Annotated in this window: 20 protein-coding genes and 3 pseudogenes; 13 read left to right on the top strand and 10 right to left on the bottom strand. The window is 62.2% G+C overall.

Annotated features, from left to right (window positions below):
- Nucleotide 1 precedes the first annotated feature (1 nt).
- The 3 genes and pseudogenes from NVV77_RS00395 to NVV77_RS00385 all read left to right on the top strand — a co-directional run.
- Nucleotides 2-850, top strand: coding sequence for a cytochrome b/b6 domain-containing protein (locus tag NVV77_RS00395; protein WP_295409520.1), 849 nt, complete (start codon nucleotides 2-4; stop codon nucleotides 848-850).
- Nucleotides 847-1638: a molybdopterin-dependent oxidoreductase gene (locus NVV77_RS00390; protein ID WP_295409517.1), complete on the top strand. Its 792-nt coding sequence runs from the start codon at nucleotides 847-849 to the stop codon at nucleotides 1636-1638. The genes NVV77_RS00395 and NVV77_RS00390 overlap by 4 nt, the downstream gene beginning before the upstream one ends.
- Before the next feature lie 416 nt (nucleotides 1639-2054).
- Nucleotides 2055-3173 (top strand): annotated as a pseudogene (locus tag NVV77_RS00385) (DEAD/DEAH box helicase); the annotation flags it as partial.
- Nucleotides 3174-3572: 399 nt separating this feature from the next.
- Here the strand turns inward: NVV77_RS00385 and NVV77_RS00380 are convergent.
- The 3 genes from NVV77_RS00380 to otsB all read right to left on the bottom strand — a co-directional run bounded on the left by NVV77_RS00380 (nucleotide 3573) and on the right by otsB (nucleotide 6832).
- Nucleotides 3573-4439 carry an intradiol ring-cleavage dioxygenase gene (locus tag NVV77_RS00380; RefSeq protein WP_295409513.1) on the bottom strand — a complete coding sequence of 289 codons (867 nt, stop codon included), beginning with the start codon at nucleotides 4437-4439 and terminating at the stop codon, nucleotides 3573-3575.
- A 102-nt stretch (nucleotides 4440-4541) separates the two neighbouring features.
- Nucleotides 4542-5957: a trehalose-6-phosphate synthase gene (locus NVV77_RS00375; RefSeq protein ID WP_295409512.1), complete on the bottom strand. Its 1416-nt coding sequence runs from the start codon at nucleotides 5955-5957 to the stop codon at nucleotides 4542-4544.
- Nucleotides 5958-6046: 89 nt separating this feature from the next.
- Nucleotides 6047-6832, bottom strand: coding sequence for a trehalose-phosphatase (gene otsB, locus NVV77_RS00370; RefSeq protein WP_295409510.1), 786 nt, complete (start codon nucleotides 6830-6832; stop codon nucleotides 6047-6049).
- Nucleotides 6833-7055: 223 nt separating this feature from the next.
- Between otsB and NVV77_RS00365 the strand changes: the two genes are divergently transcribed.
- Complete coding sequence (locus NVV77_RS00365) at nucleotides 7056-7202, top strand: hypothetical protein (protein ID WP_295409508.1); 147 nt, start codon at nucleotides 7056-7058, stop codon at nucleotides 7200-7202.
- 123 nt (nucleotides 7203-7325) lie between these two features.
- On the opposite strand, the gene NVV77_RS00360 is transcribed toward NVV77_RS00365, so the two are convergent.
- From NVV77_RS00360 to NVV77_RS00340, 5 genes are all read right to left on the bottom strand, one after another.
- The gene (locus tag NVV77_RS00360) at nucleotides 7326-7889 is read right to left on the bottom strand and encodes a nucleoside deaminase (RefSeq protein ID WP_295409619.1); all 564 of its coding nucleotides are present in this window, start codon (nucleotides 7887-7889) and stop codon (nucleotides 7326-7328) included.
- A 65-nt stretch (nucleotides 7890-7954) separates the two neighbouring features.
- Entirely contained in the window at nucleotides 7955-8713 is a 759-nt protein-coding gene (locus tag NVV77_RS00355; RefSeq protein WP_295409507.1) for an META domain-containing protein, read from the bottom strand.
- A gap of 72 nt (nucleotides 8714-8785) precedes the next feature.
- Nucleotides 8786-9295: an ureidoglycolate lyase gene (locus tag NVV77_RS00350; protein ID WP_295409505.1), complete on the bottom strand. Its 510-nt coding sequence runs from the start codon at nucleotides 9293-9295 to the stop codon at nucleotides 8786-8788.
- A 2-nt stretch (nucleotides 9296-9297) separates the two neighbouring features.
- Entirely contained in the window at nucleotides 9298-10116 is an 819-nt protein-coding gene (locus NVV77_RS00345) for a bifunctional allantoicase/(S)-ureidoglycine aminohydrolase (RefSeq protein ID WP_295409504.1), read from the bottom strand.
- A 76-nt stretch (nucleotides 10117-10192) separates the two neighbouring features.
- Nucleotides 10193-10522: a helix-turn-helix transcriptional regulator gene (locus NVV77_RS00340; RefSeq protein ID WP_295409503.1), complete on the bottom strand. Its 330-nt coding sequence runs from the start codon at nucleotides 10520-10522 to the stop codon at nucleotides 10193-10195.
- 50 nt (nucleotides 10523-10572) lie between these two features.
- Between NVV77_RS00340 and NVV77_RS00335 the strand changes: the two are divergent.
- Both NVV77_RS00335 and NVV77_RS00330 read left to right on the top strand, forming a co-directional pair.
- A pseudogene (locus NVV77_RS00335) lies at nucleotides 10573-11032 on the top strand (SRPBCC domain-containing protein).
- Nucleotides 11029-11391 (top strand): hypothetical protein, encoded by a 363-nt coding sequence (locus NVV77_RS00330; RefSeq protein ID WP_295409497.1) that lies wholly within the window; start codon nucleotides 11029-11031, stop codon nucleotides 11389-11391. Before NVV77_RS00335 ends, NVV77_RS00330 begins: the two are co-directional and overlap by 4 nt.
- Before the next feature lie 59 nt (nucleotides 11392-11450).
- Here the strand turns inward: NVV77_RS00330 and puuE are convergent, their stop codons facing one another.
- Together puuE and NVV77_RS00320 are read right to left on the bottom strand one after the other, a co-directional pair.
- Nucleotides 11451-12869, bottom strand: a complete 1419-nt coding sequence (gene puuE / locus NVV77_RS00325) for an allantoinase PuuE (RefSeq protein ID WP_295409494.1) — start codon at nucleotides 12867-12869, stop codon at nucleotides 11451-11453.
- 58 nt (nucleotides 12870-12927) lie between these two features.
- Complete coding sequence (locus NVV77_RS00320; RefSeq protein WP_295409491.1) at nucleotides 12928-13911, bottom strand: LysR family transcriptional regulator; 984 nt, start codon at nucleotides 13909-13911, stop codon at nucleotides 12928-12930.
- Nucleotides 13912-14066: 155 nt separating this feature from the next.
- Here NVV77_RS00320 and uraH point away from each other — a divergent pair, with 155 nt between their 5' ends.
- The 7 genes and pseudogenes from uraH (at nucleotide 14067) to NVV77_RS00285 (ending at nucleotide 22768) form a co-directional block, all read left to right on the top strand.
- Nucleotides 14067-14420, top strand: a complete 354-nt coding sequence (gene uraH, locus NVV77_RS00315; RefSeq protein ID WP_035080590.1) for a hydroxyisourate hydrolase — start codon at nucleotides 14067-14069, stop codon at nucleotides 14418-14420.
- A gap of 3 nt (nucleotides 14421-14423) precedes the next feature.
- A complete protein-coding gene (gene xdhA / locus NVV77_RS00310) occupies nucleotides 14424-15890 on the top strand; it encodes a xanthine dehydrogenase small subunit (protein WP_295409486.1) in 1467 nt (488 codons plus the stop codon).
- Nucleotides 15890-18220, top strand: coding sequence for a xanthine dehydrogenase molybdopterin binding subunit (gene xdhB / locus NVV77_RS00305; protein ID WP_295409483.1), 2331 nt, complete (start codon nucleotides 15890-15892; stop codon nucleotides 18218-18220). The genes xdhA and xdhB overlap by 1 nt, the downstream gene beginning before the upstream one ends.
- A 165-nt stretch (nucleotides 18221-18385) precedes the next feature.
- Nucleotides 18386-19247, top strand: a pseudogene (gene xdhC / locus NVV77_RS00300) (xanthine dehydrogenase accessory protein XdhC).
- A 1-nt stretch (nucleotide 19248) separates the two neighbouring features.
- The gene (locus NVV77_RS00295) at nucleotides 19249-20766 is read left to right on the top strand and encodes an ABC transporter ATP-binding protein (protein WP_295409616.1); all 1518 of its coding nucleotides are present in this window, start codon (nucleotides 19249-19251) and stop codon (nucleotides 20764-20766) included.
- Nucleotides 20763-21848 (top strand): ABC transporter permease, encoded by a 1086-nt coding sequence (locus tag NVV77_RS00290; protein WP_295409480.1) that lies wholly within the window; start codon nucleotides 20763-20765, stop codon nucleotides 21846-21848. Before NVV77_RS00295 ends, NVV77_RS00290 begins: the two co-directional genes overlap by 4 nt.
- Complete coding sequence (locus NVV77_RS00285) at nucleotides 21848-22768, top strand: ABC transporter permease (RefSeq protein ID WP_295409477.1); 921 nt, start codon at nucleotides 21848-21850, stop codon at nucleotides 22766-22768. The genes NVV77_RS00290 and NVV77_RS00285 overlap by 1 nt, the downstream gene beginning before the upstream one ends.
- The last annotated feature ends 33 nt before the right edge of the window (nucleotides 22769-22801 follow it).

Genomic DNA, 22801 nt, shown 5'->3' with positions numbered 1-22801 from the left:
CATGACAGATGTAGAAAAAGCACCGCTGGCCAAGGGGCCGCTGATCTACCGTCAATCGGTGTGGACGCGCGTGACGCATTGGGTCTGGGCGATCTGCCTGTTCTTCCTGCTGCTGTCGGGGCTGCAAATTTTTAACGCTCATCCGGCGCTCTATATCGGGCAGCAGTCGGGATTTGAGTTCGACAATGCGGTGCTTGAGATCGGGGCGGTGAATACGCCTGAGGGGCCGCGCGGGCGCACGACGGTTTTTGGGCAGACGTTTGATACGACCGGTGTGCTCGGCATGAGCGGCACCGCGGAGGCGCCGCAATATGTGGGCTTTCCGGGGGCTGTCACTATTCCATCGTTTCGTGATCTGGCGACGGGACGAGTGGTGCATTTCTTCTTTGGGTGGGTATTCGTTGGCGCCCTGTTCGTTTGGTTCCTGGCGAGCTTCATCAACGGCCATTTGCGGCGCGATATCGTGCCTAAAGGGTCGGATATTTCCGGGTTGCCGAAGGATGCGCTCGATCATGCGCGGCTGAAACTGCACCATGGGCGGCGGTATTCGCCCTTGCAGAAGCTGAGCTATTTTACTGTTTTCTTTGTGCTTTTTCCGCTGATCATTCTGACGGGACTGACTATGAGCCCGGGCATGGATGCGGCATGGCCTTGGCTGCTGGACATTTTTGGTGGGCGGCAGACGGCGCGGACAATCCACTTTGGAGTGATGGTGCTGTTGGTGCTGTTCTTCGTGGTGCACATCGTCATGGTGCTGCTGGCGGGACCGCTCAATGAACTGCGGTCGATGGTAACGGGGTGGTATCGCACCAGCCCCGGTACGCCGGCCGAGGCAGGAGACAAGCCGTGAGCAACATCATTCTCAATCGGCGGAAGCTTCTTATTGGCTCGGCGGCGCTGGGATCGAGCCTGGCGCTTAGTGGCTGCAATCAGTTCGATTTTCTGGGGCAGCGCGGTAATCCCGTGCGGCAGGCGCTGGAGCAGGCCAATGTTCTTACTTATCGGGCGCAGCGGGCGCTGATCGGAGACCAGGTGCTGGCGCGGGAATATTCGGCGAGCGAGATCCGACAGGGCATGAAGCCCAATGGTTCGACCGAGCCGATGACGCCGGAATATATGTTTTTGAAGGCGCAGAATTTTGCGCCTTACAAGCTGACCATCAAGGGCATGGTGGAGCGCGAAGTGTCGTTCTCGCTCGATGAATTGCGGAATATGCCGGCGCGCAGCCAGATCACGCGGCATGATTGCGTCGAGGGTTGGAGCTGCATTGCCAAGTGGACGGGGACGGCGCTGGGGCCGGTGCTGGATATGGCGGGGGTGAAGCCGGGGGCGCGGTTCTGCGTCTATCATTGCTTCGACAATATCCAAAAGACGCTGTCGGGCGACATTTTCTACTATGAAAGCTCGGACCTGGTGGATGCCTATCATCCGCAGACGATCCTTTCTTATGGGCTCAACGACCAGGTCTTGCCGGTGAGCAATGGGGCGCCGGTGCGGCTGCGGATCGAGCGGGCGCTGGGGTACAAGCAGCCGAAGTATTTGCATACGATCGAGCTGGTGGATGACCTGACCCCGTTTGGTCGGGGGAAGGGCGGGTATTGGCCGGATAATGGGTATGATTGGTATGGAGGGATTTGAGACCGCGAAATCGTGGCTCACTGATCCTGACAGGCTCTGAGCGTTCCTAGTCCCACCGTGTCATTCCCGCGAAAGCGGGAATCTCATTGTGCAGGAAACAGGGATTCCCGCTTTCGCGGGAATGACGCGGTGGTTTTTGATGGATCGGCAGGGGCGCCGGCCTCCCACAAAGCACCCATGCGCCTGCCACACTTGCCTTTTGGGGCTATTTCCCCCATATGGGGCGTAGCGTTGCGGTCAATAGGGCCGCTAACGGGCTTCTCTTCTTACTCAAGCGGTGAGCGGCGAAGTCATCCCGGATAGCAAAGTGCTCCGGGTTTGAGCCAGCACCCGCGCGATATCTTCCTATCGCCCGATTGCAATTTTTGTTCCTGGCGCCTGCGCTTTGCAGAGCGCCCGCGCAGCTTTTGCGCATCATGAAAGATCAAGATTTGACCGATTTTTCCAGTCTCGGACTTCCTGAAAACCTGATCAACAGCCTCAAGGCTGCAGGGTTCGAGACCCCCACCAAGATCCAGAGCCAGGCCATTCCGAAGCTGCTGGAAGGCCGGGACGTGCTGGGCATTGCCCAGACCGGCTCGGGCAAGACGGCTGCCTTTGGCCTGCCGATCCTCGCCGGTATCGGCGAACTGACCGGCCGTCCGCGGCCGATGACGACGCGTGCGCTGATCCTGGCGCCGACGCGTGAGCTGGCTGTGCAGATCGAAGAAAACATCCGCAAGTTTGCCGGCAGCAAGTTCAAGCTCGACACCGTGCTCGTTCTGGGCGGCGTGTCGCGCTACCATCAGGTGCAGAAGATCGCCAAGGGTGTGGACGTCGTCGTCGCGACCCCGGGCCGTCTCAAGGATCTGCTCGACGACAACAAGATCCGTCTCAATGAGACGCGCTGGCTGGTGCTCGACGAGGCTGACCGCATGCTCGACATGGGCTTCATTGCCCCGGTGAAGGCGATTGCCAAGGCCATCGGCCTGCGCCGCCAGACCATGCTGTTCTCGGCCACCATGGCCGCGGAGGTCGAAGACCTCGCCAAGGGCCTGCTCAAGGATCCGGTGAAGGTCGAGGCGGCGCCGCAGGGCTCGACCGTCGTGAAGATCGACCAGCGTGTCATCCTCTCTGGTTCGAAGGCCAAGCGCGGCGTGCTCAATGGCCTTCTCGGCGACGAGAAGGAAGGCATGGAGCGGGTCATCGTTTTTGCCCGCACCAAGCATGGCGCCGATCGCGTCGCCAAGAACCTCGCCATCGACGGCCACGATGCTGCGGCCATCCATGGCAACAAGAGCCAGAACGCCCGCCAGGCGGCCCTCAAGGGCTTTTCCAGCGGTAGCGTGCGCATTCTTGTTGCGACCGATATCGCAGCGCGCGGCATCGACGTGCCGGGTATCACTCACGTGGTGAACTATGACCTGCCGGACGATCCGGAAAACTATGTGCACCGCATTGGCCGTACCGGTCGTAATGGCGCTGAAGGCATTGCCATCACGCTGTGCGACGGCACCGAGCGTTCCAAGCTGCGCGACGTTGAAAAGCTGATCCGCCGGACGCTGCCGCTCTCGGGCGATCTCAACATGGTTGAGGAAGCAACGGCTTCGGCGCCGCGGGCTCCGCGCAACAATGCGGGTGCTCCGGGCGGCCAGCGCACGGCGCGTAATCCCAAGCCGAGCCAGCGCAAGTTCAACACGCCGCGCCCGGGTGGCGAGCGTGGCAAGGGCGGCGCTCCCCGCGATGCCAACGCTGCGCGGGAAGCGAGTGCTGGTCCTGCCCGTGATGCCCGCAATCCGCTGGCTCCGGCTCGCTCGGTGAAGCCCCCGCGCGCCGATGGTCTCAAGGAAAAGCCGCGTTGGACAACAGCGGCGAAAAAGTCCGCTGCGCGCAATCGACGCGGCGAAGGCTAATCAGAACAAAGGGCGGCCGAGAGGCCGCCCTTTTTGTTCTAGCTATTCCCGTACCGCCGGTGTCATCGTCGAACGATCCGCCGTTCCGGTCGGGCCGCCGCCGCCCGGACCACCGGGGGGTGGGCCGCCCGCGCCACCTTCCGGTGGTTCAGGGCGATCGCCGCCGTCCATGGAAAAGCCGATGGTCGAGCTGGCGCTGGGGTCGACGCCGATGATCATGGCGGCGAGGTATTCTTCGTCCAGTTCCTTGATGAAGGCATAGGCGGCGCGGGTGGATTGGGCGGCGATGCTGTCATTGGAATTGAGGGTGTCGCGGGTGCTGGAGCGGTCGTTGTAGGGCGCAATGTTGAGGTAGATGTATTCCGAGAGCGCGTCGGGGAAGAAGATTTGTCCCGTGAGGATGACGTTCTCGGCGATGAAGACCTTGAAATGGATGTGGGTGGTGCGGCCGCGATACCAGCTTGGATAGACGGTTTCGAATTCGACGAGACCATTGGCATCGGCAAATTGGGTGCCGCGCATGAAGGTTTCGCCAGTCGTGTCGACGGAGCCATCGTCGCCCTGGCCGGCATATCCGGAATAGACGCCGGTGGCGTCGCAGTGCCAGATATCGACGCGGGCGCCCTCGATGACGGCGCATGCGGCGTCGACGACCTGCAAGCGGATGCGCAGGGGGATGCCGGGGCGGGCTTCGGTGATGTCCGTACGCTCAAGGGCGGGATCGAAATAGTAGGGGCCTTCGGTGACCTCGGGAATGATGGCGCAGACGTCGGCGCCCTGCAGAAGGGCGGCAGTCTGGCTGGCGCTGACGCCAGCTTCCTGGGCAAAGGCGCTCTGGCTCATCACGAGGCCGCCGCTGGCGGTCACGGCGAGGGCCTTGAAGGCGTCACGACGGTTCAATGTGGGCATGGTGTCCACTCCCCTGTTTGGCTTGCTGGCAAGACCATAACGCAGAACCCCCGCAGGCGGGCATTACACCTTGGTTAGTGGCATGACCATTTGGTTAGGGGCCTAGGCCACAGAGGCCATGTAGATGACGTCGCGGGCACCAGCCCCCGCTTCGCCGATGCCGGGGGACAGGCGCTCGAGGAAGCTGAGGGCCCAATCGTCGACATTGTGCGCTTCGGCGGCGGCCATGAGACCTTTCCAGCGTGCCTGGCGCTCCTCAAGCGGCATATCCAGCGCCATGCGCAGGGCCTCGGCGGTTTCGTCGGTGTCGAACGGATTGACCTGCAGGGCGTCGGGGAAAATTTCCGCGGCACCGGCAAAGCGCGACAGAACGAGGACGCCGGGATTTTCTGGATCCTGTGCGCCCACATATTCGTGGGCGACGAGGTTCATGCCATCGCGGAGGGGTGTCACGAGGGCAACGCGGGCGAGGCGATAGAGGCCGGCGAGGCTCGGCTGGCCATAGGCGCGCTTTACATAGGTGAGGGGCGCCCAATCGGGCTCGGCGAAGCGTCCCATGACGCGGCCGCACATGGCGTCGAGTGCGTCGCTGGTCTCCTGATATTCCTTGATCGTATCGCGCGACGGCGGGGCGACTTGCAGGAGATGCACGTTGCGGCGGAAGCGCTGGTTATTGGCGAGAAGTTTTTCATAGGCTTCGACGCGCTGGGGCAGGCCTTTGGAATAATCGAGACGGTCGACGCCGAGGATCAGGGCCTGGTCGCCGAGGGCGCGGTGCATGCGGTGGATCATCTTTTTGGCGGCGGGGCTGGTGGACAGCCGGGAAAAGGCTTCGGGGTCCGAGCCAATGGGGAAGGCGGCGATTTCCGTGTTGGAGAAATCGATGGCTTCGGTGGGCTGGATGGCGAAGGTCGAAGGCGCCTGATGTTCGACGAAATCGGTGAAGGCGGCCACGTCGCGATTGGCCTGGAAGCCAAGGAGATCGTAGCGCGAGGTGTCGCGCATCAGTTCGCCATGGTGGGGGATAGCGTAGAGTGCGTCGGCGGTAGGGAAGGGGATGTGGAGATAAAAGCCGATCCGGTTTTTAGCGCCAAGGGCGCGCAATTCGCTGGCCAGCGGGATCAGGTGATAGTCGTGCACCCAGATGACGTCATCGGGCTTGAGGAGCGGCATCAAAGCCTTGGCGAACTGGGCGTTGACGCGGCGATAGCCCTCGTACCAGTGGCTTTCGATGGTGGCGAGATCGAGCCGGAGATGGAAACTCGGCCAGAGGATGGAGTTGGAAAAGCCGGAATAATAGGCGCGGTGATCGTCAGGGGAGAGATCGATCTGGGCAATTTGCAGGCCGTCGATGTCTTCGAAGCGCGGCTTGCTCTCGGGGCTTTCGGTCAGCTTGCCGGACCAGCCGAACCAGAAGCCTTCGCGTTCACCCAGCACCTTTTTGAGCGCTACGGCGAGGCCGCCGGCGGCTGGCCCTTTTCCGGGTGTGCGATTGGAAACGATGACGATGCGGCTCATGGCAGACGGGCCCCCTGTATAAAAATCAAGATGAGGCCGGGCGCGAAGCGCCCGGACCGAGGTCGTGTCGATATGCGGTCAAGCGAAGATCAGTTCGCCGTGGTCTCGGTGAGTACCGGCTCTTCGCGGTGCACGAGATCGCCAAGGCCACCGATCAGGGCGCGGACCGAGGTGACATCGGCAATGCGCAGGCGGGCGGCGGTTTCTCCGGGCCCGATCTTGATGCCGACGCCACCCAATTCCTGCGCGGCGCGGAAGGCATCTTCGTCGGTGACGTCGTCGCCGATGAATATGGGCGTGCGCCCAACAAAGGGTTCTTCCTGCATGAAGGCGCGGAGAGCTGCGCCCTTGTCAAAGCCGATGGGGCGGGCCTCGTAGACCATTTTGCCTTCGACCAGCGAATATTGCGGGTGGTCGGTCAGCACTTCTTCGAGGGCGCGAAGGCAGGCATCGGCCAGTTCCGGCGCCTGGCGATAGTGGAGGGCCACGGTGCCGGGCTTGGGTTCGATCAGCAGTTCGGGATGGGCCATGGCGAGAGGCTCAATGGCCCGGGCGATTTCTTCGGCGCCGACGATCAGGTCTTCGTCGACTTCTTCCATTGAGCCATCGGCGCGGCGACGTTGTGAGCCATGGGCACCGGCAATGGGCAGATGGAGAGGGGCGAGGAAGCGGTCGATGTCGGAGATTTCGCGGCCCGTGATGACGGCGAAGGCGTTGTCGAATTCGCGGGTGATGCGATTGATCTGTTCGGCGAGATCATTGGGGACGTGAATCGAGTCCGGCGTCTCGGCGATCTCCACCAAAGTGCCGTCGAAGTCGGTGAACAGGGCGAGCGCAGGGACCTTGGCGCCGGTTTCGAGAAGCATAGGGTTCATCGGAATTCCTCACATGGCACTTCGGGGGTCATGCAGGGGAACGCCAGGGAGCGGAAAAGGTTCGCGCCACATGCCTGCCATGCACGCGGCGGGAATATGAACGAAACATTAATCACGCATTCGTGACCCATTCAGCCGTGGAGCGATATCGCTTGTTCCAACGTTGCTACAATACGTCCTGCGTCAAACGCGAGGGCGAAAAGTTGAGGGAAAACAACATCAAATGCGTCCGCTCCTGTCCAAACCCGCTCAGGCTCAAATGCTGCTATCGGCGCTGTTCGTCGCAGCCTTGAGCTTCATCACGCTCGCGGCATCCTTTGCTGAAATGCCGGTAGAAAGTGCTCCAACCCAGGCCGGCATTCATGAATAAGGCAGGGCTTTCGGATCGTGAACGGCTCACTTTGAGCCTGTGGCGCGTCGTGCTGCCCATGCCGAAAACGGCGCAAGTCGTGGCGGGCGCTGCGAGGCGTCCGCTGAAATCGCTGCGCAAGTTTCAGGCGAGCGGGATGCCCTTGTTGCCCTTGTCGCGCTGATAGACGGCCGAGAGATCGGCATAGGCGGCGCTGATATCGTCGAGGCGCGCGAGTAGGTTTTCGCGATGGTCCCGGTCGAGGCCCGCTACCATTTCCTGCAAGCCCCGGCTTTTGAAGAAGGCATTGGTGCGATTGTAGAGCGGGCGGTTCGGAGGGACGGCGCTGCGATCGGGATCGGGCACGGCGTAGACCGCCTGCAGGATCTGGATGTCGTAAGGGATGCCAAAGCTGTCGCGGCTGTCTTCGTAGGTGAAGAGATAGTAGAAATTATCGAAGCCTGACCAGGTGATGCCGGAGAGGCAGAGCGAGCAGGGCTCGTGCGAGGTCAGGAAGACGCAGTCCTTCGTTGCCGGACGCTGGTCTTCAGGCAGTTCGAAGAAGCGCTTGATGGCGTGCATTTCGCCGTGCCAGAGCGGGTTTTCCGTCTCGTTATTGGTCTCGGCGACGACCACCGACAGGTCCGACTTTCGCAATATGGCGGCGCCGAAGAGCTTGTTGCCTTGGACGACGCCGCGCGCCGTCATGGGAACAATGTCGTGCTCGATGACGTCGAGCAGGCGCGAGACGAAGTCGGCAGTATCCAAATGGATCACTCCTTGATCCGAACGAGACCGATCAGCGGCACTGCGGCCGCATCGAGAAGGCGCAGGCTATCTTCCGAGATTTCATAGCTGCTGACGGCGGCAAGGGCGGCGAAGAAGGCGCTTTCCTGCGTCATCAGATCGGGCAGGCAAGCCATGCGCGTTGAAGCGGCAAGGGCGAATTGCAGCTTGGCGCCCTCTACGGTGGCCTGGGTGAAGTAGTTGTTGCAGCCGGCGTGGCCGTTGACGCGAAGGTCCGGCGCAATGCTGAGCGTCAATGGCCGATCGCCGACGATCGGGCTGCCGCTGATGCTGGTGACCTGCCAGGCGGTATTGACCAGCGTCTGGTCGATCTCGGGCTCTGGTGCCGGCGGAGCAGGTTCGTTGCGGGTGCGGGTGACGAGGATGGAGACTGGGGCGGGGGCCGTCAGGTCGACGGGCACAGCCACCTCGTTGCGCCACATCGCGGCGCCGCCGACGCGGATTTCGGCGACGAGGCCGAAAGTGCCGCTGGATTTTGCGACATCGCTGCGTACGGCGAGCGAGAATTGCAGGGGTACCTGGCCGCTGGCGGGGATTGGGGCACCGGCACCGACGACGGATTGCCCGCCGGGCAGGGCCACGAGACCCACATGCAGGGTGGCACCGGGCGGCAGGGCCATGCGCTCGCGATAGAAAACATCGCCGGTCAGTGTCAGGTCTTGGGCGCTGGCGGCGCCGGCGAAGAGCACGAGTGTCAGCATGAGTGTCAGGAGCCGGTTCAGCATGGCAGTCCTCCCTGTTGCGCCTCAAACGTAAACCAGCATGCCTTGCCTGGCGAGGCAAAGCCGCCGAAGCGGTTAAGCACCTCGTTCGCGATGGGTGACGAGGAAGGGCGGATCGAGGGAGAATTCTTCGAGATTGTTGCCGTCGCCGCCGCGATCGACAACCAGGAAGTCGGTTTCCTTATCGAGCGTGGTGAGAACACCGTGCCAGGTGTTCATGGCGATGTTGACGCCCTGGCCGGGGCCGGGGAGGAAGGCGCGGATTTTTGTGGGGGTGCCGCTGTGGTCTTCGGCGACGACAACAAGCCAATGGGCATCGCCGATTGGGTAGAAGGCCTGGCTGCCAAGGGGGTGGCGTTCGACAAGGGTCAAGCTGAGCGGCAGGGTATAGGGCCGGCCGCGGAAGATGGAGATGAGCGGGCGGGCGTGAACGCCGCCCAGCTCTACCTTGGCGAGATCATGGAAACGCTCGGTCTTGCCGGCATTGATCGGATAGTGATGCGCGCCATTGGTTTGGATCACCTGGCCGAAGGGGGCGAAGGCGTCTGGGGTCAGCGGCTCGATGTAGATCGTGCGGTCGCTCATGGTCAGAACGGCAGCTTGGCGTGGCGGTTGACGTCCTTGTAGAGCAGGTAGCGGAAGCGCTCGGGGCCGGCATAACAGGCTTGGGGGCAGAAGGCGCGCAGCCACATGAAATCACCGGGTTCGACTTCGACCCAATCGCGGTTGAGCCGGTAGACCGCCTTGCCCTCGAGCACATAGAGGCCGTGCTCCATGACGTGGGTTTCCTCGAAGGGGATCACGGCGCCGGGCTCGAGGGTGACGATATTGACGTGCATGTCGTGGCGGATGTCGTTGGGTTCGACAAAGCGCGTCGTGCCCCAGGTGTTTTTGGTATCGGGCATCCAGCGGATGGGTTCGTCCTGCTCGTTGGTGACGAAGGCGGGCGGGATGTCGATCCCCTCGACCACTTCGTAGCGCTTGCGCACCCAATGGAAGCGGGCGGAAGACGTGGTGCGGTTGACGAGGTTCCAGTGCGTGCCGGGGGGCAGGAAGGCGTAGCCACCTTCCTTGAGGATGTGGTGCTCGCCAGCGATTGTCAGATTGATCTGACCGGCGACGACGAAGATGACGCCTTCGGCCTCGGGGTTCTGTTCCGGACGTTCGCTGCCGCCGCCGGCAAAAACCTCGACGATGTATTGCGAAAAGGTCTCGGCGAAACCCGAGAGGGGGCGGGCGATGATCCAGGCTCGCGTGTCGCGCCAATGGGGCAGGTAGGAGGTGACGATGTCGCGCATGACGCCGTTGGGGATGAGCGCGTAGGCCTCGTTAAAAGTGGCGCGGCCGGTGTGGAGGGCCATCTGAGAGGGCAGGCCGGCGATGGGGGAAGCGTAGGTCGTTGCCATGGGCTCAAGTTCGGTCAGGTCGATTCCGCTTGAGACTAGAGCCATGTGGCCGGGAAGGCCAAGACCCGGGGCCGATTTATTCGCTGCGTTCCATTTCCTGCTTCAAGCGGCTGAGCATGCTCACCGCATAGGCGGCGTAGGGGCCGATCCAGCGCTCGTGGATGGCATGGACGGGCAGGGCATCGAGATGGTTCCAGCGCTCACGACCGCGGCGTTCGGCAACGACAAGGCCAGCTTCTTCCAATACGCCGAGATGCTGCATGACGGTGCAACGATCGAGCTCTGGGAAGGCCGCGCAAAGCGCGCCGGTCGTAGCCGGGCCGGCCTTGAGCACGTCGAGCATGCGCCGCCGGATGCGGTGGCCGAGGGCCTTGAAAATGAGGTCGTCTGCGTCGTCGGTTGACATGTTATATTTTTATAACATATTGTTGGGGCCGTCAAGCAGAGGAGAGCAGCATGGCCTATGAATTCACGGTGGGTGGTCGCATCGCCAAGCCGGTGCACGAGGTGTTCGAGGCAGTGAGCGACCCCAAGCAACTGTCGCACTATTTCACGACGGGTGGCGCCGAAGGCCGGCTCGAAAAAGGGTGCGACGGTGACGTGGGATTTCCATGACTTTCCGGGTGCCTTTCCGGTGCATGTCGTCGATGTGGTGAAAGACAAGCAGATCGTGCTGCGCTGGGATGCGCCGCCGGACGGTGATCCGGCCGGGAACTACGAGACTACAGTGACGATGACTTTCGAAGGGCTGGAGGATGGCCGCACGCTGGTACGTATCCACGAGGCCGGCTGGCGCGAGAACGAAGCCGGGCAGAAGGCATCTTATGGCAATTGCGAGGGGTGGACGGGCATGCTCGCGGCGATGCGCGTGTGGCTCGAATACGGCATCCACTTTCGCGAGGGATTCTATAAATGACGGGTGCAGCCGTCGGCGGCATCAATATCGCGATGAAAGTGCCAGCGCATCAGTACGAAGCGGTGGTGGCGTTCTATCGCGACGTTCTGAAACTACCCGAGCTTGAGGGCGGTAGCGACGTGTCGTTTGCCTATGGGCCGAACCGGCTCTGGATCGACAATGTGCCCCAGATGTCGCAAGCCGAGCTGTGGCTGGAACTCGTCACTCCAAGCTTTGACGATGCGGCTGCGACGTTGGAGGCGGCAGGCGTGACGCGCAATGATGGGATCGAGCCATTGCCCAATAGCGATACGTTTCGGGGTGGTTGGTTCTTTAACCCCGCAGGCATCGTGCACCTGTTGAAGCAAACGAAGGCCTGAGGGACGGCAGATCGCCGATTGTCACTCCGAAGTGGTGCGACAGTCGGCAATGTGGCGGCTCAGGGCAGGAGTGCCTTGAGCCTCAACAGGGCGATGCGTTCGACCTGGGCGCAGGCCGTGGCGAATTCCTCATCGGCGCTGTTGGAGACACGCTTCTCGAAGGCTTCGAGGATGCTGGCCTTGGTGTTGTCGCGGACGGCGATGATGAAGGGGAAGCCGAATTTTTGCACATAGGCCGTGTTGAGCGCGGTGAATTTCTCGCGCTCGGCGTCGGTCAGGGCGTCGAGGCCGGCGGAGGCTTGCTCGGCGGTGGAGTCGGCAGTCAGGCGCTTGGCGGCGGCGAGTTTGCCGGCAAGGTCGGGGTGGGCGCGGAGGACGGCGAGGCGCTCCTCCGGCGTGGCGGCGCGGAACTGGGTGCGCAGTGCAAAGTGAAGGCCGACGGCGGTGTCGTTGGCGGGCGCCAATTCACCATCCCAGGCGCGTTCGGCGATCCAATGGGAATGTTCGAAGATGGAGCCGTAGCGGGTGACGAAGTCGGCGCGGTCGAGTTGGCTGGGGATGACTTCGGGGGCGACGAACGGATGCACTTTGGCCCAGTGCTGGGCGATGTCGAGGCGAGTCGGGACCCAGACTTTGTCGAATGACTTGATGTAATCCACGAACTTCTTGAGGCCCTGGAAGCGGCCGGGTTGGCCGACGAGGCGGCAATGGAGGCCGAGGGACATCATCTTGGGACTGCCGGCTTGGCCTTCGGCATAGAGGCAATCGAAGGTGTCCTTGAGGAACTGGAAATATTCCTCGCCATTGTCGAAGCCCGGACCGGTGACGAAGCGCATGTCATTGGTCGAGAGGGAATAGGGGATGATCAGCTGCGGCTTGCCGTGGATGACTTTCCAATAGGGGAGGTCGTCGTCGTAGGTGTCTGAAATATAAGCGAAACCGCCCTGTTCGGCGACGAGGTCGACGGTGTTGAGCGAGGAGCGGCCGGTGTACCAGCCGAGGGGGCGCGAGCCGGTTGCCAGGGTGTGGATGTGGATGGCTTCGGCAATCTGGGCGCGCTCTTCTTCGGGCGGCATGTCCTTGTGCTGTACCCACTTGTAGCCGTGGGAGGCGATTTCCCAGCCGGCTTCCTGCATGGCGGCGAGCTGTTCGGGTGCGCGCATCAGGGCGGTGGCGACGCCGTAGATGGTGACGGGCAGGTTTGCCTCAGTGAAAAGGCGATGCAAGCGCCAGAAGCCGGCGCGGGCGCCGTATTCGTACATACTTTCGACATTGGCGTGGCGTTGGCCGGACCAGGGCGCGGCGCCGAGCACGTCGACGAGAAAGGCTTCGGAGGCGGCATCGCCGTGGAGGATATTGTTCTCGCCGCCCTCTTCGTAATTGAGCACGAATTGCACCGCCACATGGGCACCGCCCGGCCAGTTCGCATTGGGAATATTGCGGCCATAGCCTTGCATGTCGCGGGGGTAGCGGTTCATCGGGGACTCGTTCGTCGGAAAATTCAGTGTTCAGGTAAGCGCAAGTTTGGTGATTGCGCTAGATGGCGCCCGGCAGTTGCAGCTCTTCGAAATAGCCTTTGGCGTGATCGAAGAAGATGGCAGGCGCCAGATGGAGCGATGTGCCGGCGCGGACGAGGATGCCGAAGCGATTGGTTGGCAGGCCGCCATCGTTGAGCGGTTTGAAGATCAGCTTGCCGTCGGCGATTTCGTTTTGGGCGCCGATGGGGGTCATGATCGAGAGGTAGTGGCCGCCAAGGGCCAGCTCGACCAGCATGCGGATGGAATTGACTTCCACCATTGGCGGCAGCATGGCGCCGGAGCGGCGGAGGAAGGGTTCGATCACCTCGCGGATGGAGATTTCGGGTCGGGCTATGGCGAGGGCGTGGTCGAGGCACTGGTCCATGGTGAGATTTTGGGCGGATGCCAGCGGATGGCCGGGCGTCATAATGGCGCCGATATGCACATCGCGGCGGAAGGCGACGTCGACCTGACGCGGCGGCTTGGCGATGAAGCCAAAGCCGATGTCGACGCGCTCTTCGACGAGGCGCTCGACGACTTCGCTGGAGGAGACGATCGACACATCGATGGTCAGGCGCGGATAGCGCTGGCCGAAGTCGCTGATGAGGCGGGGCAGGAAGGAGAGGCCGACGCTTTCCACCGTGCCGATGCGAACGACGCCGGCGCGGACGCCGCGTAAAAGTTCGATTTCGGAGACGGCGGCTTCCATGGGGGCCGTCAGGCGGCGCGAATGGCGGAAGAGGATTTCTCCGGCGGGGGAGAGGCGCATGCGGCGCTTGTCGCGGAGAAAGAGCGCGATGCCGAGGGCGTCTTCGAGCTGGGCGACCTGTCTTGTGACGGCGGAGGAGGCGACGTTGAGGCGGCGGGCGGCTTCGCGGATGGAGAGATGCGTGGCGACGGCGTTGAAATAGAGCAGCGAGGGCTGGTGGAAGACGCGAGCGAGGAGGCCAGCGGAAAGCGCGTGTTCGCGGGGGCGGTCGGCGGTTGGGCTCTTGTCGGTCATTGTGGGACTTGCTGTTGCCGTTTCGGCAGCATAGTGCTTCCAATTTGAGAGTATCAAGAGCAGATTCAGGGTTCTATGGTGCTGTCAGGGGAAACGAATTGCGCATGCCGAACCGAAACGGCCCCACGTTCGGACGGCGTGCATAGGAGCAGCATATGGCCGGTGGACGCCTTACCACTCACGTTCTCGACACGATGGCGGGCAAGCCGGCGCGCGGCATGCGCTTGGAACTGCACTTCGTGCATGGTGACCACACGCATCACTTGGGCGACAGCTATACCAATGCCGACGGACGGGTGGATCAGCCGCTCTTGGCGGACGATCAGTTCCAGCAGGGCGAGTTTGAAATCCGCTTCCATGTCGGGCAGTATTTTGAGCGGATCGGCGTCGAGTTGGAGACGCCGTTCCTCGATGTGGTGCCGATCCGCTTCACCATTTCCGAGGACAAGCACTATCATGTGCCGTTGCTGGTGAGCCCCTTCGCCTACTCCACCTATCGGGGGAGCTGAGCCATGGTTGAGGTTGCGAACGCCATTCGGTTCCTCCTCAATGGCGAAGAGATCAGTCTCACCGAGGTTGCGCCTGATCTGACGCTGCTCGATTGGCTGCGGCTGGAGCGGCGTCTGCGTGGGTCGAAGGAAGGCTGCGCCGAGGGCGATTGTGGGGCTTGTACCGTGCTGGTCGGGCGGCTCTTCGGCGACGAGATCATTTATGACTCGGTGACGGCCTGCATCCGGTTCGTCGGTAGCCTCCACGGGACGCATGTGGTGACTATCGAGCATTTGCGCGGCGAGAATGGTGCGCTGCATCCGGTGCAGCAGGCCATGGTTGATCATCATGGGTCGCAGTGTGGGTTCTGCACGCCGGGCTTTGTCATGAGCCTTTATGGGCTGTGGATGCGCAATCCCAGCCCGACGCGGCCGGCGATCGAGAAGGCGCTGCAGGGGAACCTTTGCCGTTGCACCGGCTATGCGCCGATCATTCGGGCGGGCGAGTCCATGGGGTCTTATGGGCAGCCGCAGGGTGATGTGCTCTGGGCCGAACGCATTGCCGTGAAGGAGAAGGTCAAGGCGTTCAACGATGGACGGCGGGTTGTCATCGGAGATGGTGACAAGCAGATCATCGTTCCGGCCAGCCTCGATGATTTCGCTGCCGTTTATGAAGCCAATCCGAATGCGCGGATCGTGGCTGGCTCGACCGATGTCGGGCTGTGGGTGACGAAATTCATGCGCAATATCGGGCCGGCGATCTTTATCGGTCATCTGCAGGAACTGAAGCGCATTGCCGAGAATGCTAGCGAAGTTCGGTTCTATGCCGGGGTTTCCTATTCGGAAGCGCTGCCGGTTATTCAGGCGAATTTTCCGCAGCTGGGTGAGCTCTGGAACCGCATTGCCGGTGAGCAGATCCGCAATATGGGGACAATTGGCGGGAACATCGCCAATGGTTCGCCTATTGGCGACACGCCGCCGCCGTTCATCGCGCTGGGGGCGAAGCTGCATCTGCGACGGGGTGAGCATCGGCGCGAGATCAAGCTTGAGGACTACTTCGTCGCTTATGGCAAACAGGATCGGCAGCCGGGCGAGTTCGTCGAGAGCGTGACGCTGCCGCTGCTGCCGGCGGGCGAGAAGTTTGCGACCTACAAGATTTCCAAGCGCCGCGAGGAAGACATTTCGGCGCTGTGTGGGGCGTTCCGGATTTTCGTCAATGATGCCGGTGTGGTCGGCATGGCGCGGATTGCCTTTGGTGGCATGGCGGCGACGCCGAAGCGGGCCAAGGCAGTCGAGGCGGCGCTGGTGGGCAAGCCTTGGACGATGGAGACGGTGGAGGCGGCGCTGCCGGCCTTTGCTGGGGATTATCAGCCGATCAGCGATATGCGTGCCTCGGCAGAATATCGGCTTCTTACTGCGCAGAACCTGCTCAAGCGGTTTTTCCTTGAAACGTCGGGGCAAGGTGAGCGGCTCAAGAGGGAGGTGGCGTGATGAACAAGCATCAGGCTCCCATCAATCTGGCGGTGCTGCATACCAATACGCGGCACGATAGCGGCCCCAAGCACGTCACCGGCACGGCCGAATATATCGACGATATAGCCGAGCCGGTGGGCACAATGCATGCCTATCTGGGGCTCTCGACCAAGCCGCATGCCGAGATTGTCGGCATGGATTTTTCGGAGGTGCTGAAGGCGCCGGGGGTCATTGGTGTGCTGACCAATGACGATGTGCCGGGGGAGCTGGATATCAGCTCGGCGCATGTGCATGACGAGCCGCTATTTGCCCAGGGTGTGACGCATTTCTGGGGCCAGCCGCTTTTCGCCGTGGTGGCCGAGACGCGCGATCAGGCGCGGCGGGCGGCGCATCTGGCGAAGATCGAGTACAAGGACCTTTCCTATTTCACCGATGTGCGCTCGGCCCAGGCGGCCGGCGGCAAACTGGTGACGCCGCCGTTGAAGCTTGAGCGGGGTGATGTGAAGGCGGGTCTCTCCGGAGCGCCACGCCGGGCCAAGGGTGCGATCACCATTGGCGGGCAGGACCACTTTTATCTCGAAGGGCAGATTGCGCTGGCGATCCCCGGCGAGGACGAGGACGTTGTCGTCAATTCCTCGACCCAGCACCCGACTGAAGTGCAGTTGATCGTCGCGCATGCGCTGGGCATTCGTCAGAATGCGGTGACGGTCAATGTGCGCCGCATGGGCGGGGGTTTTGGCGGCAAGGAAACGCAGGGCAATCTCTTTGCCGTGGTGGCGGCGCTGGCGGCCAAGAAGTGGAACCGGGCCTGCAAGATCAGGCCGGACCGCGACGACGACATGAGCGCGACGGGCAAGCGGCACGATTTCGTGGTCGATTATGATGTCGGCTATGACGAGACCGGCAAGATTCATGCGGTGGATGCGGTCTATGCGGCGCGGGGCGGTTTTTCGGCCGATCTTTCGGGGCCGGTGACGGATCGTGCGCTGTTCCACTGCGACAATGCCTATTGGTATCCCAATGTGCGGGCACGGTCGGAGCCGCTTTATACCAATACCGTCTCCAACACGGCCTTCCGTGGCTTTGGCGGGCCGCAGGGCATGGTGGGGGCGGAGCGCTGGATCGAGGATATTGCCTATGCACTGGGCAAGGACCCGCTCGATATACGCAAGGCCAATTTTTATGGCACCGATACCGACAATGTGACGCCGTACCATCAGGTGGTGGAGGACAATATCATCCACCGGGTGGTGGATGAGCTGGAGGCCTCGTCGGATTATCAGGCGCGGCGCAAGGCGATTGTTGAGTTCAACAAGACCAGTGCGGTGCTCAAGAAGGGGATTTCGCTGACGCCGGTGAAATTCGGCATCTCCTTCACGGCGACCTGGTACAATCAGGCCGGGGCGCTGGTGCATGTCTACAAGGATGGGTCGATCCATCTTTCCCATGGCGGCACCGAGATGGGGCAGGGGCTCTACATCAAGGTGGCGCAAGTGGTGGCCGATGCGTTCGGGGTGAACCTCGACACGGTCAAGATCATGGCGACGTCCACGGGCAAGGTGCCGAATACGTCGGCTACGGCCGCGTCGTCGGGCTCCGATCTCAATGGCATGGCGGCGTATGACGCCTGCCGGCAGATCAAGGAGCGGCTGGTTGCTCATGCGGCCAAGCTCCATCAGGTCGAAGAAAGCGCCTGCGAGTGGGTGCAGGGCGGTATTCAGGCGGGGCCGAAGTTTGTTGGTTTCGCTGAACTGGCCGCCTCCGCCTATATGAACCGGGTGCAGCTTTCGGCGGCTGGCTTTTACAAGACGCCGAAGATCCACTGGAACCGCGCTACGGGGCAGGGGCATCCGTTCTACTACTTTGCCTATGGCGCTTCGGTGAGCGAGGTCACCATCGATACGCTGACGGGCGAGTACACCGTTGATCGCGTGGATATTCTGCATGACGTGGGTAAATCGCTGAATCCGGCTATCGATCTGGGTCAGGTGGAAGGCGCCTTTGTGCAGGGCATGGGGTGGCTGACGACGGAAGAGCTGGTCTGGGATGCCAAGGGGCAGCTGCGGACGCATGCGCCTTCGACGTACAAGATCCCGCTCGCGAGCGATGTGCCGCCGGTTTTCAATGTGAAGCTGGCGGAATGGTCGGTGAACAGGGAGCCGACGATCGGGCGGTCGAAGGCGGTGGGTGAGCCGCCATTCATGCTGGCGATGAGTGTGCCTGAGGCACTGGGCATGGCGGTGGCGAGTGTGGCGGATTATCGGATCGCGCCGCAGCTCGATATGCCGGTGACGCCGGAGCGGGTGCTGATGGGCGTCGAGCGGCTGAAGAAGGAGGCGCGGGGGTGAAGCTGGCGCGCGTGGCCCCACCCCCTCCCAGCCTCCCCCATCTAGGGGAGGTGCCGTATCGAGTTTTTGGCATGCCTCGCGCTCGCATCTGAAATTGTCTCGGCGTCGTGAGATTCCCGCTTTCGCGGGAATGACACGGTGGGTTGTGGGAGGCTCGTCGGTTCGATGACCACGTCCGCCACTCTCGAGACTTTCCTTGCCGCCAACTCCGATGTCATTGCCTGCGAACTCACCGCCGTTCGCGGCTCCTCGCCGCGCGAGGAGGGCACGTTCATGCTTGTGGCGCTGGGGGCCATTTTTGGGACCATTGGGGGCGGGGCGCTCGAATATATGGTCATCGACCATGCGCGGCGGTTGATTGCCGAGGGGCGCGCGGAAGAGGCCATGGATGTGCCGCTGGGGCCGGAGATCGGGCAATGTTGCGGCGGGCGGGTGAAGGTCGAGCTGCGCTATGCGGATGCCGTCATTCGCCGCGACTATGCCGCGCGGCTCGAGGTCGAGATTGCTTCGACACCACAGGTTTATGTCTTTGGCGCGGGGCATGTGGGGCGGGTGTTGGCGCAGATGCTGGCGCTGCTGCCGGTGCGGATGGAAGTCATCGATACGCGGCAGGACGAGCTGGACCAATTGCCGCCCGGGATTGCGCATCGGCGTGTGGCCATGCCGGAGGCGGTGGTGCGGTCGGCGCCGAAGGGCAGTGCCTTTGTGATCATGACGCACGACCACGCGCTCGATTTTCTGATTGCCGCTGAGGCGCTGAACCGGCTCGACAGCCCCTATGTCGGCATGGTTGGCTCGAAGACCAAACGCGCCAAGTTTGCGAGCTGGTTCGTGGAGCAGGGGGGGCGACAAGGCGCTTTTGCAGCGGCTGGTGTTACCTATTGGGGCGCAAGGGCTTGGGGATAAACGACCATCGGTTATTGCAGTACTAGCCGCGGCTGAAGTTATGGTCCAGATTGGGGGACGGGAAGCATCGAACGGGCGCACGCCCACCCCCGGGAAACAGGGGGTGGCGAGTGGATTTTGATATGCCCAATCGGCTCGAACTGACCGGCATTACCAAGCAATTCCCCGGCGTTCTGGCCAATGACCATGTGTCATTTGCGGTAAAGCCTGGCGAAATCCACGCGCTCCTTGGCGAAAACGGCGCCGGAAAATCCACCCTCGTCAAAATGATCTATGGCATCATGCAGCCTGATGCCGGCGAAATCCGCTGGAATGGCGAGCCCGTCGTGGTGGCCAATCCCAAGGCAGCGCGAAAACTCGGCATCGGCATGGTGTTCCAGCATTTCTCGCTGTTCGAAGCGCTGACGGTGCTTGAGAACATTGCGCTCGGCATGGATGCGAAAATCCCGTCGCGCGAACTCGAAAGCCGTATTCGCGAGGTCATGGAGACCTATGGCCTGGCGCTCGATCCTCATCGGACGGTGGCGACGCTATCGGTTGGTGAGCGGCAGCGTATCGAGATCGTGCGTGCCTTGTTGCTCAATCCGCAGCTGCTGATCATGGATGAGCCGACTTCGGTGCTGACGCCGCAGGAAGTGGAGCAGCTTTTCACGGTCCTGCGTAAGCTCGCGGCCGAGGGTTGTTCGATCCTCTACATTTCGCACAAGCTGCATGAAATCAAAGCCTTGTGCGATACGGCGACCATTTTGCGTGGGGGTAAGCTGGTCGATACCTGTGATCCCAAGCAGGAGACGAGCCGCTCTATGGCCGAGAAGATGATCGGCGCGGGGCTCAAGGATATCGTGAAGGCTGAGGGGCGGACGTTTGGGCCGCCCAAGCTGGTGGTGAACAAGCTTTCGACCATTAAGACCGGGCACTTCGATGTGGCCGTCGACAATGTCAGCTTTACCGTGCGGGCCGGCGAAATCCTCGGTGTCGCTGGTGTTGCCGGCAATGGCCAGAATGCATTGCTTGACGCGCTTTCGGGCGAGCTTATCGGCGATGACCGTGAGGCCATCACCATCGATGGGTTTGGCATTGGCCTGATGAACACGACCGAGCGGCGCCGCAGGGGGCTTTGCGCGGTGCCGGAAGAGCGCAATGGCCACGCTGCGGTGGGCGACTTTTCGCTCTCGGACAATTCGGTGCTGACGGCGCGCGACCGGCTCGGCATGGTGGTGCTGGGGCTGATCAATTCGGGTGCGGCCAAGACCTACACGGGCAAGGTGATTGCCGATTTTGCCGTAAAGGCGCTGGGGCCGGCTTCGACGGCGGGTTCGCTTTCGGGCGGGAACCTCCAGAAATACATCATGGGCCGCGAGATCCTGCAGAAGCCGACAGTGCTGGTGGTCAGCCAGCCGACCTGGGGTGTCGACGCTGGCGCTGCAGCGGCTATTCATCAGGCGCTGGTTGATCTGGCGGCGGCGGGTTCGGCTATCGTCGTCATCAGCCAGGACCTCGACGAGCTGCGCGCGCTTTGCGATACGCTGGCGGTCATCAATATGGGGCGCCTCAGCGCGGCCCGGCCGGTGAAGGAATTCAGCGTGGAAGAAATTGGGCTGCTGATGGGCGGCGTACACGGTTCAATGGAGACCGCATGATGCGCTTCCGGCTTGAAAAGCGTCCAGAACCCTCCAAGCTGATGCTCTATGGTACCCCGGTCGCTGCCGTGGTGCTGACCATGATCCTGGGATGCCTGCTGTTTTCGGCCATTGGCTACAATGGCCTCCGGGCTGTGCAGGAGATCTTCTTCACGCCTCTGACCAACCCCTACAAGTGGCAGGACCTTGGGATCAAGGCGGCGCCGCTGATCATCATCGGTACGGGCCTGTCGGTCGCCTATCGCGCCAATGTCTGGAATATCGGCGCGGAGGGGCAGTACATCATCGGCGCCCTGGCGGCGACCAGCATTGCGCTTCTCACCTGGGGCATGTCCGGCTGGTGGATCCTGCCGCTCATGGCTATTGCCGGCATGCTGGGCGGCATGGCCTATGCCTCCATTCCGGCCTTTCTCAAGACCCGGCTCAATGTCAACGAAATCCTGACCAGCCTGATGCTGACTTATGCATCGGTGCAGCTGATCTACTACCTCATCCGCGGTCCGTGGAAGGACCCGATGGGTATCGGCTTTCCGCAATCGCGCCTCTTCTCCGAGGCGGCGCGCCTGCCCAACATCATTCCCGGCACCATTGTGCATCTGGGTGTGCCGATTGCCGTGATCGTGGCGCTGATTGCCTGGTTCGTGATGAGCAAGACGGTGTTCGGCTATCGCATGCGCGTGGTTGGCGCTGCGCCGCATGCAGCGCGCTATGGCGGCTTTTCCGAGAACAAGACGATCTGGCTGGCCATGCTGGTCAGCGGTGGGTTGGCGGGTCTTGCGGGTATGCTGGAGGTGGCGGGGCCATTCCAACGCATGGTGCCCGGCTTTCCGACCAATTACGGCTTCACGGCCATTATCGTTGCCTTCCTCGGGCGGCTCAATCCGCTGGGCGTGATTGTTGCCGGTGTGGTGCTCGCCATCACTTTCGTCGGCGGGCAGGTGGCGCAGACCACCATTGGCCTCCCCGACGAAGCCACCGGCATTTTCCAGGCGATGATGCTCTTCCTGCTGCTCGCCGGCGATATTCTGGTGCGCTATCGCATCCGCCGCATCAGCCCTGAAGCCAGCGCGGGAGCGGCATGATGGACCTGACGATCGCAATTCTCGTGACCGTTGTCGGCGCCTCGACACCCATCCTGATTGCAGCGCTGGGCGAACTGGTTGTCGAGCGTTCGGGCGTGCTCAATCTCGGTGTCGAGGGCATGATGCTGCTCGGTGCCATTGCAGGCTTCGTAGTGCAATTCCATACCGGCAATCACTATCTCGCGCTGCTGTGCGGCGCGGCGGCCGGCATGGCGGCGTCGCTGATTTTTGGCTTTTTGACACTGTCGCTGTCGGCCAACCAAACGGCGACCGGCCTGGCGCTCACGATCTTCGGTACCGGTTTTTCGGCGCTGGCTGGCGCGTCCTATTCGGCACGGCCGGTGGCGTTGATGTCGCCGATTTTCCCAGATCTCGCCACGCATCCTGTTCTGCGCGTGCTCTTCGGATATTCGTTTCCGGCCTATTTCGCGCTTTTCATGGTCTTTGCCATCTGGTTCTTCCTCAAGAAGACCCGCGCGGGGCTGATCCTGCGCGCTGTGGGTGAGAATGACCTGTCGGCGCATTCGATCGGCTATTCCGTGATCCAGGTGCGCTATTTTGCGGTGATGTTCGGCGGTGCCATGGCTGGCGTCGCCGGGGCTTGCTTCCCGTTGACGCTCACGCCGCAATGGGCCGAAGGCATGACGGCGGGGCGCGGCTGGATCGCCGTGGCGCTCGTGGTCTTTGCCTCGTGGCGGCCGTTCCGCCTGCTTGGCGGCGCCTATCTCTTTGGTCTCGTGATGACCATGGAGCTTTATGCCAAGGCTGGCGGCGGCCCGCTTTCGGCTATTCCGTCCGAACTCTGGGCGGCCTTGCCCTATATCGCCACTATCGCCGTGCTGGTGCTGATTTCGCTCCGGCGCGATGCTTCTACCAATGCTCCGGCCTGCCTCGGCAAGCCGTTCATGCCCAGCAATTGAGGCGGCGTCCAATGACCGCCTCATGCAATCGGA

It is taken from the genome of Devosia sp., assembly GCF_024707125.1.
GTDB lineage: Bacteria > Pseudomonadota > Alphaproteobacteria > Rhizobiales > Devosiaceae > Devosia.
The sequence above is the reverse complement of the archived record's forward strand: the minus strand, read 5'-3'. Positions and strand labels throughout refer to the sequence as shown.